At 40.3% G+C, this 18,682-nt stretch carries 12 protein-coding genes; 7 read left to right on the forward strand and 5 right to left on the reverse strand.

What is annotated here, in order from left to right:
* Positions 1-111: 111 nt before the first annotated feature.
* Together H8S17_RS01875 and H8S17_RS01880 are read left to right on the forward strand one after the other, a co-directional pair.
* Positions 112-258, forward strand: a complete 147-nt coding sequence (locus tag H8S17_RS01875) for a cyclic lactone autoinducer peptide (RefSeq protein WP_186865984.1) — start codon at positions 112-114, stop codon at positions 256-258.
* Positions 259-269: 11 nt separating this feature from the next.
* Positions 270-854 (forward strand): accessory gene regulator ArgB-like protein, encoded by a 585-nt coding sequence (locus tag H8S17_RS01880; protein ID WP_186865985.1) that lies wholly within the window; start codon positions 270-272, stop codon positions 852-854.
* Between the two features lie 85 nt (positions 855-939).
* Here H8S17_RS01880 and H8S17_RS01885 read toward each other — a convergent pair whose 3' ends face one another.
* Together H8S17_RS01885 and H8S17_RS01890 are read right to left on the reverse strand one after the other, a co-directional pair.
* Positions 940-2,211 carry an HlyC/CorC family transporter gene (locus H8S17_RS01885; protein WP_186865986.1) on the reverse strand — a complete coding sequence of 424 codons (1,272 nt, stop codon included), beginning with the start codon at positions 2,209-2,211 and terminating at the stop codon, positions 940-942.
* A 6-nt stretch (positions 2,212-2,217) separates the two neighbouring features.
* A complete protein-coding gene (locus H8S17_RS01890) occupies positions 2,218-3,093 on the reverse strand; it encodes an AraC family transcriptional regulator (protein WP_186865987.1) in 876 nt (291 codons plus the stop codon).
* Positions 3,094-3,224: 131 nt separating this feature from the next.
* Between H8S17_RS01890 and H8S17_RS01895 the strand changes: the two genes are divergently transcribed.
* The 4 genes from H8S17_RS01895 (at position 3,225) to H8S17_RS01910 (ending at position 14,135) form a co-directional block, all read left to right on the forward strand.
* Entirely contained in the window at positions 3,225-5,480 is a 2,256-nt protein-coding gene (locus H8S17_RS01895; RefSeq protein ID WP_186865988.1) for a glycogen/starch/alpha-glucan phosphorylase, read from the forward strand.
* Between the two features lie 181 nt (positions 5,481-5,661).
* Positions 5,662-8,748: a phosphatidylinositol-specific phospholipase C domain-containing protein gene (locus H8S17_RS01900; RefSeq protein WP_186865989.1), complete on the forward strand. Its 3,087-nt coding sequence runs from the start codon at positions 5,662-5,664 to the stop codon at positions 8,746-8,748.
* 211 nt (positions 8,749-8,959) lie between these two features.
* Positions 8,960-12,508 (forward strand): glycosyl hydrolase 53 family protein, encoded by a 3,549-nt coding sequence (locus tag H8S17_RS01905; RefSeq protein ID WP_186865990.1) that lies wholly within the window; start codon positions 8,960-8,962, stop codon positions 12,506-12,508.
* Positions 12,509-12,590: 82 nt separating this feature from the next.
* Positions 12,591-14,135 carry an extracellular solute-binding protein gene (locus H8S17_RS01910; protein ID WP_186865991.1) on the forward strand — a complete coding sequence of 515 codons (1,545 nt, stop codon included), beginning with the start codon at positions 12,591-12,593 and terminating at the stop codon, positions 14,133-14,135.
* Here H8S17_RS01910 and H8S17_RS01915 read toward each other — a convergent pair.
* Positions 14,132-15,874, reverse strand: a complete 1,743-nt coding sequence (locus tag H8S17_RS01915; RefSeq protein ID WP_186865992.1) for a sensor histidine kinase — start codon at positions 15,872-15,874, stop codon at positions 14,132-14,134. The genes H8S17_RS01910 and H8S17_RS01915 overlap by 4 nt on opposite strands.
* Positions 15,875-15,990: 116 nt before the next feature.
* Between H8S17_RS01915 and H8S17_RS01920 the strand changes: the two genes are divergently transcribed.
* Complete coding sequence (locus H8S17_RS01920) at positions 15,991-16,743, forward strand: response regulator transcription factor (RefSeq protein ID WP_186865993.1); 753 nt, start codon at positions 15,991-15,993, stop codon at positions 16,741-16,743.
* Here the strand turns inward: H8S17_RS01920 and nagA are convergent.
* Positions 16,740-17,870, reverse strand: coding sequence for an N-acetylglucosamine-6-phosphate deacetylase (nagA, locus tag H8S17_RS01925; RefSeq protein WP_186865994.1), 1,131 nt, complete (start codon positions 17,868-17,870; stop codon positions 16,740-16,742). The two genes, H8S17_RS01920 and nagA, sit on opposite strands and share 4 nt — an antisense overlap.
* A complete protein-coding gene (gene nagB, locus H8S17_RS01930; protein WP_186865995.1) occupies positions 17,867-18,625 on the reverse strand; it encodes a glucosamine-6-phosphate deaminase in 759 nt (252 codons plus the stop codon). Before nagB ends, nagA begins: the two co-directional genes overlap by 4 nt.
* Positions 18,626-18,682: the final 57 nt, after the last annotated feature.

Consider the following 18,682-nt stretch of genomic DNA (forward strand, 5'->3'; position numbering starts at 1 on the left):
CTGAATAGTTACACATAATAAAATATTACCGATAAACCGGTAAAAAGTTACATGGACAGGCACAGGGCTTTTTTACATGTTATACTGACCAAAAAAGGGAGGTATATAAAAATGGTAAGAGAGTTTGTTAAAAAACATATGTGCAGTATTACAACATTTGCATTAACACTTGTTGCAGCCGGAATGGCTTCAAAATGCTGCTATTTCATGTTCTATCAGCCAGAAGTACCGGAAAATCTGAAAAAGTTTTCTAAATAGACAAAGGCATTATGGAAAAACTTTTTCAAAAAATCGTAGTAATACTCGAAAAAAACGGAAATATCAGCAATGAAGACAGGGAAGTATATCTTTTTGCATTACATACGGCAATGATCTATCTGATTAATATTGTATGCAGTATCGTGATCGGTATACTTATGGGGATGCCCTTAGATTGTATCATATTTCTGATCGCATTCATCTTATTACGGCAGGAGGCAGGCGGTTATCATGCTCCCGGATATAAGACATGCTTTTTATTTTCTTGTATTGTATTAGTACTTGCTTTGTTATGGGTTAAGTTGAAAGTACCGTTTCAGACATGGATCACAATGGGGCTGATGCTTTTAGCATCAGGTGTGATTTATGTAAACGCACCATTAGAATCCGAGAATAAAGTATTAGGATCAGAGCAGAAAGCAAAGATAAAGATTCAGGCAAGGCAGATGTTAGCTGTAGAAATGATCGCAGGGATCTTGCTTCTGTTCGTAGATGTGCGGGCAGCATATGCTGTCTGCAGTGCGATCATATGGTGTGGTCTGGGTTGTGTTTTATGGTTGTTGCAGAATTGGATGAGAGGGAAACATATAAATTGATTTTTCCGATCAGAAAAAAGCCATTTGCGTAGATTGCAGATGGCTTTTTTATAAATTCCATACAAGTTTTTTGTACTGCTGTCATTTATTGATCAGCGTCTTTTGGTGCCGGAAGTTTCATATAGATGCGTTCAATACGGTTTTTATCCATTTTATCCACTCGCAGGAGAATATCTTCATCGGTGATCACAATCTCATTTTTTTCAGGAAGATGATCGAGCAGACCGATCAGATAACCGCCGACCGTATCATAATCTTCTGAACGGAAAGGCAGATCTAATTCGTCACATAAGTCCTCTAAATTCATGGAACCTTTGATATAATATTCTCTTTCATTGATCTTTACAAGATCGTCTTCTTCATCGGCGTCATATTCATCGCGGATCTCACCAACGATCTCCTCTAATAAGTCTTCTAATGTGATCATTCCGGCGGTTACACCATATTCATCAAGGACGATCGCAATGTTGATGGAATTTTTCTGCATTTCTAAGAATAATTCAGAAGTATTTTTCTGCTCATATGTAAAATATGGTTCACGCATCAGGTCACAGACATGAAAATGGACTTTATCATCGCAGAGCAGGAGATCTTTCATATTGATAATACCGATGACGTTGTCCGTCGAATCTTCATAGACCGGAAGTCTTGTAAATTTATCTTCCCTGAAAATATCGATCAGTTCATCATAAGTACAGTCTAGTCTGGCAAACGTCATATCAATTCTTGGGATCATGATCTCTTTTGCCTGTGAATCGCTAAAATCAAACATATTATTGATCATTTCGTGTTCTGAATTTTCTAAGACACCGCTCTCATGGCTGACATCTACGATCGTTTTAAATTCTTCCTCAGTCATGGCAGCTTTTTCCTGATCCGGATTTATATGAAGCAGTTTTAAAAAACCCATGGAAAGCCAGTTAATAATAAAGATCAATGGCGTTAAGAGGTACATGAACCCATAGATAATGGGCGAATAGGCAAGTGCGATCTTATCCGCATAGGTCGTAGCAAATGTTTTCGGGGAAATCTCACCGAAGATTAAGATCAATACTGTTAAAATACCGGTTGCGATACCGGCACCGACACTTCCAAACAGCTTGATCGCAAGTGTTGTGGCGATCGAAGATGCGGAGAGGTTGACGATGTTGTTACCGATCAAGATGGCACTGAGCATTTTGTGCATATTATCGGTGATCGTAAGTACACGGCCGGCACGTTTACTGCCCGCCTCTGCTAAAGTCCGCATACGGATGCGGTTAGCTGTCGTGAAGGCTGTTTCTGCGGAAGAAAAAAATGCAGATAAACACAGCAGGACAACAAGAAAAATCAACTGGGTAATAGATGCTGGATTCAAGAAAATTTACCTCAACTTTCTGTAATTACTTGGTGTGGTCAAAAACCGTTTTTTAAACAGGCGGTTAAAATAGGAAAGGTTGTCAAATCCTACTTCATTGGCAATATCTAAGATCGAAGCGTCTGAGGAAAGTAACAGGCGGGATGCCATTGTCAGACGGTACTCATTCAGATATTCAATAAAAGAAGTCCCCATTGTATTTTTAAAATACTTCATAAAATGTGAGGAACTAAAACCTGCTTCATTTGCAATATCGGTAATTGTGATTTTTTCCATATAGTTACATTCTATATATTTAATAATCTGCTTCATTTTGTCAAGTGTTCTGCGATCTTTTTTGTGGGATACGGTAGTGCTGCAAGTGGAGATGAGCAGATAAAAAAAACGGAAAAGCTGGCTTTTTAAGGCAAATTGATAAGCTTTAGGATAAGTTTTACAGATTTCGTCTGCTTCGTCAATACAGGAAACGATTTCTTTATAGTTTTTTAAGGAAGGTGTGATAAACGCTGGCAGGGAGATCTCATTTGCAAGGAGTGGCAGGAAAAATTCTTTGGTACATTCATCAGTCTGTTTTGAGAGTAAGATATTCGGATGAAAAATGATATTTTCATATTCAAATGAATCCTTCTCATGCTGGCTGATCGAGTGAAGCTGCCCCGGCAGGATCAGTGCAAGCGTACCTGCATCTGCTACATAACTTTCAAGATCTACAGTGATCGTGCCACAGCCTTTTTTAATATAGATCAGTTCGATCTCATCATGCCAGTGCAGCGGAACCAGCGTAAAATCAAGCGGGATCGAGCATAGATACGTGATGTAAGGAAAACCTTTGTTTTCATGTGATTTTTTTTCCTGATAATTTTCATATTCTAAAATATTCATCGCAACAGCCTTTCATGTATAGGATTAAGATGATAGTATTGTACTACTTTTCTACAGAATATTACAAGAAAAAATAAAATCCTGGCATTATAATGACAATATCAAATGAATTTTTTATTGGAGGGAAAATTATGGATTTACAGGAAATCGTAAAAAACAGGTGTAACAAAGAAATCAAAGATTGCAGCAACAAAGAACTTTATTTTGCGCTTCTTGAAATGACAAAGGGACTGGCAAAAGCAAAAGAAAGTGAGCAGGGAAAGAAAAAACTCTATTATATTTCCGCAGAATTTCTGATCGGAAAATTATTGTCAAACAATCTGATCAATCTTGGAATCTATGATGATGTCAAAACATTGTTAGCAGAAAATGGCAAAAATTTAAGTGAGATCGAAGAAGCAGAGCCGGAACCATCGTTAGGAAATGGTGGACTTGGAAGATTGGCAGCCTGCTTTTTAGATTCGATCGCAACACTCGGACTGCATGGAGATGGTGTCGGATTAAATTATCATTACGGACTGTTTAAACAGGTATTTGTAAATAATTTACAGCATGAAACACCAAATCCATGGATGGAAAAAGAAAGCTGGCTGACAAAGACCGATGTGGTATATCCGATTTCTTTCGGCGGATTTACATTAAATTCCAGAATGTATGATATCGATGTGACCGGTTACGATAACAGAACGACAAAACTGCATTTATTTGACGTGGAAACAGTCGATGAAAGCATTGTAAGCAATGATAATATTTCCTTTGATAAAGAAGATATCGCAAAGAACCTGACACTGTTTTTATATCCTGATGACAGTGATGAGAAAGGACGTATGCTGCGTGTATACCAGCAGTATTTCATGGTCAGCAGTGGTGCAAGACTGATCTTAGATGAAGCAGTGAAACGTGGAAGTAACCTGCATGATCTTTTCGACTATGCAGTTATCCAGATCAATGATACACACCCGACCATGGTAATACCGGAACTGATCCGTCTGTTGATGGAACGTGGAATCCTGATCGATGAAGCAATCGAGATCGTGACAAAGACCTGTGCGTATACGAATCATACGATCCTTGCAGAAGCATTGGAAAAATGGCCGGTATATTATTTGGAAAAAGCAGTACCACAGTTAATGCCGATCATTTATGAATTAAACAGCCGTGTGATGAATAAATATAAGGATAAATCCGTCTATATCATCGACGATGAAAAACGTGTGCATATGGCACATATTGATATCCATTACGGATTCAGTGTCAATGGTGTGGCTTATCTGCATACAGAGATCTTAAAAAATGCAGAACTTCATAATTTTTATCAGATTTATCCGGAAAAATTCAATAACAAGACAAATGGTATCACGTTCCGCCGCTGGCTGTTACACTGTAATCCAGAACTTGCCGCACTGATCGAAGAACTGATCGGAGCAGGATTTAAAAAAGATGCGATGGAATTAGAAAAATTAGCTTCTTACACAAAAGATGAAGCTGTTTTAAACCGTCTGCTTGGTGTGAAAGCAGATTGCAAATTAGAACTGAAGAATTATTTAAAACGTACGCAGGGCATCGATATTGACGAAAATTCAATTTTCGATATTCAGATCAAACGTCTGCATGAGTACAAACGACAGCAGATGAATGCATTATATGTCATTATGAAATATTTCGAGATCAAAGAAGGAAAAAAGCCGCAGACACCGATCACTGTTTTATTTGGGGCAAAGGCAGCACCGGCATATATTATCGCAAAAGACATCATCCATCTGATCCTCTGCTTACAGCAGTTGATAAATAACGATCCGGAAGTATCGCCATATTTAAAAGTTGTTATGGTAGAAAATTATAACGTGACTTTAGCAGAAAAACTGATCCCGGCAGCAGATATCCATGAGCAGATCTCTTTAGCTTCTAAAGAAGCAAGCGGTACAAGTAACATGAAGTTTATGTTAAATGGAGCCGTTGCCCTTGGAACGATGGATGGGGCAAATGTGGAGATCGCAGATCTTGTCGGAAAAGAAAATATCTATATTTTCGGGGAATCCAGCGATCAGATCATTGAGCATTATGCAAAAGCAGATTATGTATCAAAGAAGTTTTATGAGGAAGATGAAACGATCAAACGTGCAGTCGATTTTATTGTCAGCGACGAACTGCTTGCAATCGGACAGCGGGAAAATTTAGAGCGTTTATACAACGAATTGTTAAATAAAGACTGGTTTATGACACTGCTCGATCTAAAATCTTACAAAGCGGAAAAAGAGCAGGCATTAAAAGATTATGAAGACCGTAAGGCGTGGGCAGAGAAGATGCTTGTCAATATCAGTAAGGCAGGATTTTTCTCATCAGACCGTACGATCGCACAGTACAATGAGGACATCTGGAAATTATAAAATAGAATTTATTTATTTTAGTAAACAGGGAATACTGCAGAAGTAAAAAAGTGTGGTATTCCCTGTTTTTTTAGTAAAAATCTATGCGGAAATATGCAAAATCCACTAGCATTTTGAAGCATATCTTGCTATACTAAAAATAGTACTAATATACTAAAAAAAGATAAAGGGAGGATTTCAGATGTATAAGCAATGGAACAGACTGCTGGCATTTTTAATGACCGTGGCAGTAGTTATGACAAGTCTGACATATCCGGTAAAAGCAGACACGACAGATCCGTGGGACAGCGTGGCAAGTACGGACTGGATGGCGAAGATCGACGGCGATCTGAAGATCACACAGATCAATATTCCGGGAACACATGATAGTGGAACAAAATACGTGGAGGCATCTAATTATTCACAATGTCAGGATAAAACGATCGCAGAGCAGTTAGCTGCAGGTATCCGTTTTTTAGATATCCGTGTGGAAATGGATTCAGATGGAAACCTCCGGCTTGTGCATGGTTCAACAGCCTGTAAAGACAGTGCCGGTAATAAATTATATCTAGATACGGTATTGTCAGACTGTTACGCATTTCTGGATGCACATCCGACAGAAGCGATCATTATGAGTATCAAAAAAGATAATGGAGATGCGACAGATGCAAAGGTGCAGGCTGCTGTTCATAAGTATATTGATGCAAATGCACAGTACTGGTCAACACAGAACGGAAAATCACCGTTAAAGGATGTCCGCGGTAAGATCGTGCTGGCAAGACGTTATAAAAATGATAATAACTACAGTGACAGCAAAGGCGGTATGCATTTTGTCTGGGGCGATCAGGGTGGCTCTGATGTAGTGGATACGCCATATGTCCGTTGGGCAGTTACCGGTCTTACCGGGTTATGGGTACAGGATCGTTATGAATACAGTGCGTCGAATAAATGGACGGCAGTTCAGACCGGTTTGGATAATCCACCGGGAGCAGATAACCGTGCTAATGAATATTTTTTGAATTTCCTTAGTTCAGCAGGAAATAAAATATTAGGAATACCTGCATCTACGCCAAAGAAAATCGCAGAAAGCGTCAATGCAGAATTTACAAATTACGAAATGACACAGGGAAAATCCTATGGTTATATTATTATGGATTTTGTCACAGAAGAATTAGCAAGAAAAGTAATTAAGACAAATATCTGCACCAGTGCAGCAAATCTTGAACTTTTAGATGGCACTTTGACAGAGGTAAAACAGACCTGCGAAGATGCAAAGGCAAAGAAATGTTATACAGAAGATTCTTTAAAACTGTTAACAGATGCGGTAGCAAGTGCGGATACTCTGCGGACACAGCTAGTAGCAGATCCAACGATCACTGCTGCAAGAGTACAGGAAGAAGTTGCAAAGTTAAAAGCGGCTGCAGAGGGTACATTAGAGTTAAAGACGGCAGCACAGTTAGAAAAATATCTCTCAGGCTGGTATCCATTGAGCGAAAATGCAAATGACCGTTCAGCAAATGGTAATGATGGAACTGCACAGGGCGTAACATTTAGCAGAGATAACGGTGTAACGATCACAGGCAGCGGAAAATTACAGAGTTATATTTCCCTGCCGACAACCATGTTTGACGGACAGGATAATCTGACGATCTCTTTCTGGGCAAAAGATACAGGAACGGATGCGAGCAGGAATCAGGCAGTTTTCAGTTTCGGCTCGGGAACAAGTGCTGACCCGAATACGAGTAATGTCTATAAATATCTGCTCATAAATACGAGCAATAAGACAAGTTTAAAGACTGTAATGACGAAAAACAGCTGGAAGGGTGAAAGCGGATTTACAACAGAATGTAATTATCCGAAAAATACATGGGCACAGATCACTTGTGTATTAAATGGTACAAATCTGACATTATATAAAGACGGAGAACTGATCGGAACGAAAAATACCGGAGTCAAAGTCAGTGATTTTGGAACAAACCGGATCGCTTATATCGGTAATTCCATCTGGGGTGGCAGTGATAACGATTATATCGGGAATGTCAAAGATCTCCGTATATATCAGGCATCCCTTGAAGCAGAGCAGGTAGAGGAGATCTATCAGTATATGGACAATACCCTGCCGGCAGAATATACAAAAGAAGATATCGTCAGTGCATTGGAAAGTACACTTGCAACAAAACTGACAGCAAATGCAGATGGCAGTTATTCTCTTGGTATCACAAAAGACAAAATGACTTTACCGGCAACCGGTTACGGTAACAGCGGTATCACATGGGCATCATCTGATAAGACAGTGATCGATCCGGCAACAGGAAATATCACATTGCCAGAGGCTGGTGCAAAAGATGAAACGGTAGATCTTACAGCAACGATCACAACTGCTACAGGTAAAACTTCTACCATATTATTTGTATGTACTGTATATGCAAAAGAACCGGAAAAACAAAAGTATACAGTATCTTTTGATGCAGCAGACGGAACAATGGTCAGTGCAGTTGAAGTAGAAGAAGGAAGTACGGTAGAAAAACCGGCTGATCCGGTAAGGGAAGGCTATACCTTTGAAGGCTGGTATATCAATGGAGCCACAGAGGCGTTTGATTTTACAATAGCAGTCACACAGAATATGACATTAACAGCAAAGTGGACAAAGAAAGCCGGTTCTGATACAGACAGTGGAAGTACGGATAACGGAACCGGCGGAGGAAGTGGAAGTACGGATAATGGAACCGGCGGAGGAAGTGGAAGTACGGATAACGGAACCGGCGGAGGAAGTGGAAGTACAGACAACGGAACCGGCGGAGGAAGTGGAAGTACAGACAACGGAACCGGCGGAGGAAGTGGAAGTACGGACAACGGAACCAGCGGAGGAAGTGGAAGTACAGACAACGGAACCAGTGGAGGAACAACCGGAAATGGAACCGGAGCATCCAACGGTCAGACAGCAGGAAGCGCAGATGCATCGACCGCAGATGATAGTCAGACAGAGATACCGAAAACACAGGTGAAGTTAGGCAAAGCATCCATATCAAAAGTGACTGCAAAATCAGGAAAGAAGTTACAGATCAAGATCAGAAAAGCAAGTGGTGCAAAAGGATATGAGATTTCTTACTCCTTGAATAAGAAATTTAAATCTGCTAAAAAGGTAACTGTCAAAAAGACTACTTATACGATCAGGAAGTTAAAGAAAGGCAAAATTTACTATATCAGAATCCGTCCGTATACGAAATCAGATGGAAAGATGGTATATGGAACCTATAGTAAGACAGTGAAGAAGAAAGTGACAAAATAATATTATCAGCATATTCCGGTCAGAAATGTGAAAAATGGTATCTTTTTGTGAAAAATGGTATTTTTTATATAGTCTGGCCGGAATATACTATATCTATCAAACAGTTGCTGCTGATATATATCGGCGACAATTTTTTTTACAAATTGCGCAACCGATTGCAATAATCGGAAATCTTATAAAAAGCAGCACAATAAAAAGGAGGAACATAGGTATGAAAGTATGGAAGAAAGCAGTCAGTGCAGCACTCTGTATCTGTCTTGCAGTTTCACTCTTTACAGGTTTTAGCCTGACAGATGTGGCAGCAGCAGAATATGGGACATTACAGAATGGTGCACTCACAGAGAACACGACCGGATGGACAGTAGCAGGTGATATGTCCTTAGCAGAAACCGGAAGTGAAACAGCAGGATATTGGAATACGACAGAATCCGGAACATCCTATTTAAGTATCTGGAATAGTGGAGATGATGGGCAGCAGTTCTCCATCAGCCAGACGATCGAGAATCTGGAAGAAGGAACGTATACAGCAAAGGTTGCAGCAGTAGGAAATGCAACTTCAAAAGCAAATAAAAGCTTAAAAATGACTGTAAAGAATGATACACAGGATGTAACCGTTTCTGCTGATGTTACGATCGATGACTGGAACACATGGGACAATGTGGTAACAGCAGACAGTATTGAAGTAGCAGAAGGTGATTCTGTTACGATCTCTTTTGCAGGTACAATGTTAAAAGGTGACTGGTACGGATTAAAAGATGTTTCATTTGATGCAGCAACAGCAGTAGAAGCACCGATCAATGTCAAGAAAGTATCTGGACTTTCCAAAGATTTCATCCAAGGTGTTGATGTATCTACTTATATGAGTGAGATCCAGAGTGGCGTAAAATACTACAATGAAGATGGAGAAGAAGAAAACATGTTCCAGATCTTCAAAGACGGTGGTGTCAACTATGTCCGTATCCGTGTCTGGAACTGCCCATTCCGTATTGACGATGATGGAAAATATCTCTATGTAGATGATGAAGGAAATGAATATAACGAAGATAAAGTAACCACAACAAAAGATGCAAACGGATTCCCTGTATACACTTTAACCAAAGGTGGTACAACCGTATATCGTGAAGGTTACGGAGCAGGAAACTGTGATATTGATACAGCAGAAGCAATCGGTAAGATCGCAACCAGCTATGGCATGAAAGTGCTTATTGATTTCCATTATTCTGATTTCTGGGCTGATCCGGCAAAATATAAAGTGCCAAAGGCATGGGCTGGTATGGATATTGATGTAAAAGCAGAAGCATTAGCTGAATATACAACAGCATGTTTACAGCAGTTAAAAGATGCCGGAGTAGATGTCGGCATGGTACAGGTTGGTAATGAGATCAACGGCGGAATGGCTGGCGAGAACAAATGGGATAATATGTCAAAACTTTTAAAAGCAGGAACCAAAGCAGTTCGTGATTTTGATGAGAATATTCTGATCGCTATCCATTATGCAGATCCACACAAGTCAGGATATCAGGTTGGAAAAGCAAAAGCATTAAATGATGCAGGAATTGATTATGATGTATTTGCATCTTCTTACTATTCTTTCTGGCATGGAAGTACTGATAATCTGACAAGCGTATTAAAGACAATCGCAGATACTTATGACAAGAAAGTCATGGTAGCAGAAGTTTCTTACTGCAGCACTTTAGAAGATGGTGATGGTGCAGCGAACGTAGTAAACAGCAGTACTTCTCCACTGAACTATTCTATCGATGCAGAAGGTCAGGCAGCAGCAGTACGTGATGCGATCGCGGCAGTATCCGCAGTTGGAGATGCCGGTATCGGTACATTCTACTGGGAGCCGGCATGGATTCCGGCACAGAATTATGCAGGAGCAGACGAAGCTGATAAAGAAACCGTATTAGCAAATAACATTGATAAATGGGAAAAATATGGTTCCGGCTGGGCATCTAAATGGTCTGGTAAAGCAGGAGATGCGTATGACGGTGGTGTAGATGATGATGAATCCACACATGGTTCCCAGTGGGATAATCAGGCAATGTTCGACTTTAATGGAAAAGCACTCCCATCCATCAATGTTTACAAATGGGTATACACAGGAGCAGATGGTCCGGTCAGAGTATCGACTGTAGACACAACTTCTTATACCATGAATTATAAAGACACACCGGATCTTCCGGCTGCTGTAAATGTAAACTTAAACGATGGCAGAACAGTAGAAAATGTAGGGGTTACATGGGATGCAGAGCAGTTAGAAGCATTAAAGACAGCAGATTTTGGAGAATATACGATCACAGGTAGTTTAAATGAGTTTGCTTATGATTCAAAAGGTGAAACACTTACGATCGCAGCAGGATCTTATACAACAACTTGTGCAGTTACCGTAACAGGAACCAATTATGCAGTCAATGCAGGATTTGAAGATGGCAGCAACGGCTGGACATTGACCGATACATCAAGCATCGGAGCAAAAGTAAAATCTGATGGTGCAGGCGGAAATGCTAAGAGTGGAAACGGATATTTTGATGCATGGTCAAAATCACCGATCGACTTTACGATTGAGCAGACAATCGCAAAAGAAAATCTGCCAAGCCGGAAATACACATTATTTGCTTATTATCAGGGAACAAATGTTGCAGAGATCGCAGAAGAAGCAGGTCTTTTTGCAGAAGTAACTTATAAAAACGGAGCTGTAAAGAGATACGATGCAGATTTTGAGATTCCAAATGTATGGAAACGGTTCTATCAGGCAAAGATCAGCAACATTTTAGTAAACGATCATGTGGCAGATATCCGTATTGGTACACGTATGGCTTGTACCGGAAACAGCAATGGTGCATGGGTAGTTATCGATGATGTGAATTTAATGGCAGCAGATGCACTGACAGACGAAGAAGCTTCTTATATCGAGCCGGCTGATACGGATAAGAGTGCATTAAATGCGGTAATCGAAGCAGCGGAGAAGTTAACATCAAAAGATTATACAGCAGAAAGTTTTAAAGCATTCAGTGATGCATTGGCAGCAGCAAAAGCAGCTGCAGCAAGCAATATCGTATCACAGACAGAAGTAGATGGAGCAAAAGCAGCTTTAGATGCAGCAATTGCAGGCTTAAAGAAAACAGAAACTTCTAAGCCGGATAACGGACAGAATGGTGGAGGAGAGAGTAATAACCAGACACCGGCTCCAACACCAATGCCGGATCCGGCACCGGAAACAGTGAAGGTAAGCAGTATTACAACTGCTTCTAAGAGTTATAAGATCGCAGCAGGCAAAAAAGTGACGATCACACCGGAAGCTGCACCGACAAACGCAGAAAATACCGCAGTTACTTATGAATCTTCGAATACGAAGTATGCAACAGTCAATGAAAAAGGTGTGATTACAACAAAGAAAGCCGGAGCAGGAAAGACCGTAACGATCACAGTAACAGCAGCAGACGGAAGCGGTGTAAAAACAGATGTCAAAGTTACGATCATGAAACATGCAGTAAAGAAGATTAAATTTACTGCAAAACCAAAGTCAATAAAAGCAGGTAAAAAAGCCACGATCAAAGCAAAAGTGACAACAACCGGTAAGAAAGCAAATAAGACACTTGAATGGACATCTTCGAATACGAAGTATGCAACTGTAAGCCAGAAGGGTGTTGTGAAAGCAGCAAAAGCCGGAGCGGGCAAGACTGTAACGATCACTGCAAGATCAACAGATGGTACAAATAAAAAAGTATCTGTTAAGATCAAGATCAAAAAATAAAATATGATTTGGGAAAAAGAGGTTTTTTAACCTCTTTTTTCTTTGCCTAAAAAAGTGTATAGTAAGAAGCAGGAGGAACTCTATGACGGGAAGAAAAAAACGATGTTCTGTACTGGCAGTTATGTTGCTTCTGCTCCTGTTATCTGTACAATGCAGCAGGCGTAAACAGACAGAACAAAAGGAAGAAGCAGTTACGATTACGTGGTATGTGGCAAAGGAAGGCTACAGTAAAGAATGGGATCCGAAGGATAATTTAGCAGATGCTAAGATATTAAAGAATACAGGCATAAATTTAGAGATCACTTCAGGAGATCTGACACAGTTAGATGCCCTGATGGCGACAGATTCCCTGCCGGATCTGATCACAGTGGAAGTGGATGCACCGGAGCGGACAGTACTTGAAAATACAGGAATGGTAGAGCCGTTAGAACCTTTATTTGCACAGTATGCAAAAGATGTCAACATACCAGATTCCATGAAGGAGTGGTATCGGAATGAAGATGGAAACTGGTATTCGATCGCAAGTTATTACTATGGACCGGAGCGTGTCAATAATAAGTTCGGTGGTTATTTAGGCGGGGTACATAATAACAATTACGTGAGAGCAGATCTGATGAAAGAGTTAGGGGCATCTTATGAGGAACTTTTACACAAAGATACATTATTAGAAGTCTTGAAAAAAGCAAAAGGACTTACCTATCAGGGTGTCAAAGTCATTCCATATGCAGGCTGGAATACACTGAATATGGCAGAGCAGTTTGGAATGAAGGTAGAAGATAAAGAAGGCAATTTTTTGTCGATGTACCGGCAGCCGGAGTGGTTAGAAGCACTGGAATTTGGAAATGAATTATACCAAAATGGTCTGATGCCGGCAGAAGAATTTACGGAGAGCATGAACCAGCGGTTAAAACAGGTGCAGACAGGGAAGATTTTTTTCTGTACAGGATATTCTAATGTCAAAGATGCAAGTAACTATCTTTACAGCAGGGATCATAATGCGTATATGGAATTTGCAGGACATATCCGTGGAGATGCAGGAAATCCGCCAAATTTAAAATCAGTATCTTCCGGTGGATGGACAGCTACGATGATCCGCAAAGGTGCAAAGCATATGGATAAGATCATAGGTTTTATTGATTATATGACCTCAGAAGAAGGGACACTTCTTGCAGCACCGGGAGTCGGGGCAGATACTTATGATATCGTAGATGGTATCCGCATTACCAAAGAGTCTGTAGCAAAGGAATTTGAAGAAGATTATGCAAAAGCGGCAGCAAAGTATTATCCGAATCTTGAATTTTTTGTGGACTGGACGATCGTGCAGAAATATCAGCCCAAAGAGGATCGGCAGACATTTTTAGAACAGTATCAGGATTGTCAGGTCTATGACAGCAAAGCAGTTGATGCAGCAATCGTCATTGATGGCAACCGGGCAATGTCTACAATGAAACAGCAGATCGATGAATATTATGCAAGAGCCGAAGTGGAGATACTGACAGCGAAAAGTAAAGAAGAATGTGATAAGAAGTATGAAGATACGATCCGTCAGATGGACGAACTTGGATTAGAGAAGTTAGAAAGATTTGAGAAAGAACAGTATCAGCAGGCAAAAAAGAAACTGCCCTAAGAGGACAGCACTTTTTGGGTATATGGAATACGGAAAGATACTTTGGTATATTTTTCATGGCGGCTTTCAATCGTAAGATGTGAGGATTCACCAAAATATAGGATCAGCCTCGTATTGATATTTTTAAGTCCGACAGAATGACCATCTGTAGAAATTTCTTCTGTAGATGCAAGTGTTTTTTTCAGGTTTGCTAACTGCCTTGGGAGCATACCGATACCATTATCGAGAATGGAAACTGACAGAAAATCATCGGTTACCGATGCAGAAACAGTCAGTGTCAAAGGCTGTTCCTTACTGGTCAGTCCATGGGAAATAGCATTTTCAATGATCGGCTGGAATGTAAATTTCGGGATCAGTGCAAACAGCAGGGCGGGATTGATATCTTCGATCAGCGAGATATTTGTATACCGCAGCTTCTGGATATTCAGATAATTATGCATCTGACGGAGTTCTTCGGCTACGGTGACTAAAGCATCGTTAGTCGAGATATTGTACCGGAAGATATTGGCAAATGCGACCATCGCATCGGATTCTTCATAATGACCATACAGCTTCATCTTTGAGGAAAATACTTCCATGGTATTATAGATAAAATGCGGATTGATCTGATGCTGCAATGCGATCAGGCGGGTTTCCTTATTGGAAGTTTCCTTGCGGATATTCTGTTCAGAAAGCAAGGCAGCCTGATTTAATAACAGATTGATCCTTTCACAGATATGTGAAATCTCATTATTGCCTTTGACCGGAATACGTGTGGTATAATTATTATGTATAGAAATATCCATCGCAGTTAAACAGTCATCCATCTGTGATACTAATTTTTTTAAGTTACGCAGGCATAAGATCAGTGAAAAGCAGGCGAAACTGACAAGGATAAAGACGAACAGTAGTAAAAGCTGACCATAGTTTGTACGTTTTGTGACCGTAATGATCGTAAATGGAAAGTTTGGCAGAGTTTCCTTTGCAGCCAAATAAGATTCAAGCTGAAAACAGGATTCATTTTTAGCAAGCATATCAGAAAGAAAAGCACCATCTAAAGTATCACCGGATAGATTGATGATGCGGGAATGACCTTTTGAGATCAGGGTTCCTTCTTCCTGTGCATCAAAGGATAGAAAATATTTTTCCGGTATTGAAAAGACAAGAATACCAAGAAAACTTTTCTTATAGTCATAGGCTTTCCGAAGATAGATGAAACGGTCACTGACAGGGAATAAATATGGATCAGAGGTGTCAGAAAAATCATCACCACAGAGCCAGAGATCGATCGCATCCGAGTCTAAAAAGTCCGAAATAGCAGCAACATGTCTGATATCGTCAAGATGATAAAAGACATCCATGCTCATCGGGATCGAAGAATTTTCCATATAGATAAAGATATCGGAACGGGAGTCGGACTGTATCGCCGCTTTTACATAACTTTGGATCGATGCAATGTAATTATCATAATCGGCTTCTACTGAATAAGGATTTTTTAAAAAAGTATTCAGTTCATTAGAGGAAAGCAATGACTGTGTGATGCGGGAGGTAAACTCTAAATTCACATTGATATTATTGACAACGGAAGTATTTACCTGATTATTCAGTTCGTACCGGCGGTCTTTTTCACCCTGGTACATATTGAAAGAAAAAAGAATACTGATCAAGGCAATCGGGATAAATGTCAGCAATACAAGCTGGACTAAAAATTTTGTATAAATAGAATCAAACAGGGAGAGTGTTTTTAACTTCTGTTTCATTATGACCTCCATGGAGTGAAATCAGGTGGATTTTATGATATATGAATTGTTCGGTTGCTATATATTCCATTGTATCATAGTATGGTCATAAACAAAAGGAAAGAGAGGCAGCATATATGAATGTATTGGTAGTAGATGACGAGGAGATCATCTGTGAAAGTATCAAGGCAGATTTTAACAGAATGGACTGTGGGATCACATTCGATGTCATGACCGCTGTTTCTGTGGCAGAAGCAGAAATCATTTTAGAAAATGAAAAGATTGATCTGTTAGTGACGGATATCAACATGCCGGGCGGTTCAGGACTGCTGCTTGTGGAAAAAGTCCGCAAAAAGAACCCGTCCTGTGGAATACTTGTCATCAGTGCATATGATGATTTTAACTATGTACGGAATGCATTTACATTAGGTGCTGATGATTATATCTTAAAACCGATCGCCTTTTTGGAATTAAAAAGCCATGTCGAAAAGATTGCTGCAAAATTAAAAAGCACAGAAGCAGAGCATAGCATAACGGATGGGCAGGCAGAGGAAAAAGAGAAAACAGCGGTGTTTGGCATGGAAGAAGTAACGGAATATATCAGGCAACATGCAGATGAAAAATTAAGTGCCGCAGATCTCGCAAAGAAAATGGCAGTCAGTTATAACAGTTTTGGAAAATTATTTAAAGATCATACACAGATGTCATTTTCAAACTATGTCCTGCATTACCGCATGGAGTTAGCAAAAGAATATTTAAGCGATTCTTCGATCAAGATCAAGCAGGTGGCATCAAAAGTCGGATATAAAGAAAATCCCCAGCATTTCTCCAGGGATTTTACAAGGCAGGTGGGTGTTTCTCCGAAAGAATACAGAGAAAATCGTAATTAAGATATCACTTTTCCGTGCAGGATCACATGGCGGATCGCAAGCGTATCTTTTTCTAATAAGACAAGATCGGCAAATTTTCCTGTTTTGATACTGCCATACTCTTTATCTTCGCCAATGGCTTTTGCAGGATTGATCGTACAGCAGCGGACGGCAGTTTCAAGTGGGATCTGCATGGTATTTATGGCAGTTCTCATGCAGTCCATCAGATTCGTGGCAGAGCCTGCGATCGTACCGTCGTCTAGCGTTGCAAGTTTTCCTGTGACATGGACACGAAGTCCACCGAGTGTATATTCTCCGTCGGGCATACCGGCTGCCATCATGCTGTCACTGATAAAGATCATACGATCTTTACCAAAGAGTGCAAATGCAGCACGTACGGCTGCCGGTGCGACATGGATGCCGTCACAGATGATCTCTGCGGTGACAGAAGTGTTTTCCATACCCGCTGCGATCGGACCGGGATGTCTGTGGTGGAGAGGCGGCATGGCATTGTAAAGGTGTGTCATATGTTTTGCCCCGGCAAGAAAAGCAGCTTTTGCCGTTTCATAGTCACAGCTTGTATGACCGATCGAGATACGGATAACATCTGCAAATTCTTTGATAAAGGGAAGTGCCCCTTCCATTTCCGGTGCGATCGTGATCAGTTTTGCAAGTCCCTTAGAAGCAGATAAAAGTTCGTTCATCATGCCGATATCCGGTGTGGTGATGTATGCCGGATTTTGTGCACCTCTTTTATTAGGAGAGATAAAAGGACCTTCTAAATTGAATCCACAGAGCCTTGCTCCTTGTGTGACAGAGGCAGCATCTGCATAGTTTACTGCATTTTCACAGATTGAGAGAAGAGTGTCTTTATCTAATGTCATGGACGCAGGGCAGATCGAGGTAATACCGTTTTTTAATTCATACTCTGCCATTTGTAAGAGAGATTCTATAGATGCATCACAAAAATCATATCCTACACAGCCATGAAAATGGATATCCATAAGTCCGGGGATCAGATAACAGCCACTTCCGTCTAAAACAGAAGGATCTGTTGTTGCATCTGACAATTTTTGCCCTTCAATAAAAATATCCTTGTCTAAAAAACAACAGTCATTTGTGAAAACAGAAGCATTTTTTATGATCATAAGTTATCCTCCATGTTAGCAGCCTGCTTTAGATAGGCCGATAAAGCAGCTTCATCAGCAACAAGTGTGACATCCGGGTGCATCTGGAGGATAGAAGCAGGAACGGCAGGTGTTACAGGCCCTAAAAATGCTTTTGCAACAATATCTGCTTTCTTTTCCCCGCTGACGATCATTAAGATCTTTTTAGCCATCATAATGGATTTGATCCCCATGGTGTATGCCTGCGTCGGAACTTCTTCCATCGAAGAAAAAAAGCGGGAGTTTGCTGCGATTGTGCTTTCGGTCAGATCCACACAATGCGTTTCTTTTTCAAAAGCAATACCCGGTTCATTAAATCCGATATGTCCGTTTAACCCAAGCCCTAATAACTGCAGGTCGATACCGCCTAGCTTTTTGATGATATCATTGTGCTTTTTGCAGGCTTTTTTTGCATCGGGTTCCATACCATCTGGAATATAGGTATGATCCGGTCTGATATTGATATGGTCGAATAGATGTTTCTGCATAAAATAGTGGTAACTCTGCTCATTTTCAGGAGAAAGTCCCCGATATTCATCTAAATTAACAGAAGATACCTTTGAAAAATCAAGATCACCTTTCTGATACCAATCGATCAGTGTGGCATAAGCTGACAGTGGTGAAGAACCTGTTGCAAGTCCCAGCACACAGTCTGGTTTCATAATGATCTGTGCGGAAATGATATTAGCTGCTTTCCGGCTCATATCTTCATAATTTTTTGCACAAATAACATTCATGGAAATGCCCCCTTACTTATCAAACATTAATTTCCTATATCTGTATCATAACAAGTG

Source organism: Roseburia zhanii (genome assembly GCF_014287635.1).
In the GTDB taxonomy this organism is placed as follows: Bacteria; Bacillota; Clostridia; order Lachnospirales; family Lachnospiraceae; genus Roseburia_B; species Roseburia_B zhanii.

What these genes read in the sequence shown, in the direction of transcription:
- H8S17_RS01900 (WP_186865989.1), top strand. Translation starts at nt 5,662, where the DNA reads ATGTATAAGCAATGGAACAGACTGCTGGCATTTTTAATGACCGTGGCA.
- H8S17_RS01920 (WP_186865993.1), top strand. Translation starts at nt 15,991, where the DNA reads ATGAATGTATTGGTAGTAGATGACGAGGAGATCATCTGTGAAAGTATC.
- nagA (WP_186865994.1), bottom strand. Translation starts at nt 17,870, where the DNA reads ATGATCATAAAAAATGCTTCTGTTTTCACAAATGACTGTTGTTTTTTA.
- H8S17_RS01910 (WP_186865991.1), top strand. Translation starts at nt 12,591, where the DNA reads ATGACGGGAAGAAAAAAACGATGTTCTGTACTGGCAGTTATGTTGCTT.
- H8S17_RS01915 (WP_186865992.1), bottom strand. Translation starts at nt 15,874, where the DNA reads ATGAAACAGAAGTTAAAAACACTCTCCCTGTTTGATTCTATTTATACA.
- H8S17_RS01880 (WP_186865985.1), top strand. Translation starts at nt 270, where the DNA reads ATGGAAAAACTTTTTCAAAAAATCGTAGTAATACTCGAAAAAAACGGA.
- H8S17_RS01895 (WP_186865988.1), top strand. Translation starts at nt 3,225, where the DNA reads ATGGATTTACAGGAAATCGTAAAAAACAGGTGTAACAAAGAAATCAAA.
- nagB (WP_186865995.1), bottom strand. Translation starts at nt 18,625, where the DNA reads ATGAATGTTATTTGTGCAAAAAATTATGAAGATATGAGCCGGAAAGCA.
- H8S17_RS01905 (WP_186865990.1), top strand. Translation starts at nt 8,960, where the DNA reads ATGAAAGTATGGAAGAAAGCAGTCAGTGCAGCACTCTGTATCTGTCTT.
- H8S17_RS01890 (WP_186865987.1), bottom strand. Translation starts at nt 3,093, where the DNA reads ATGAATATTTTAGAATATGAAAATTATCAGGAAAAAAAATCACATGAA.
- H8S17_RS01875 (WP_186865984.1), top strand. Translation starts at nt 112, where the DNA reads ATGGTAAGAGAGTTTGTTAAAAAACATATGTGCAGTATTACAACATTT.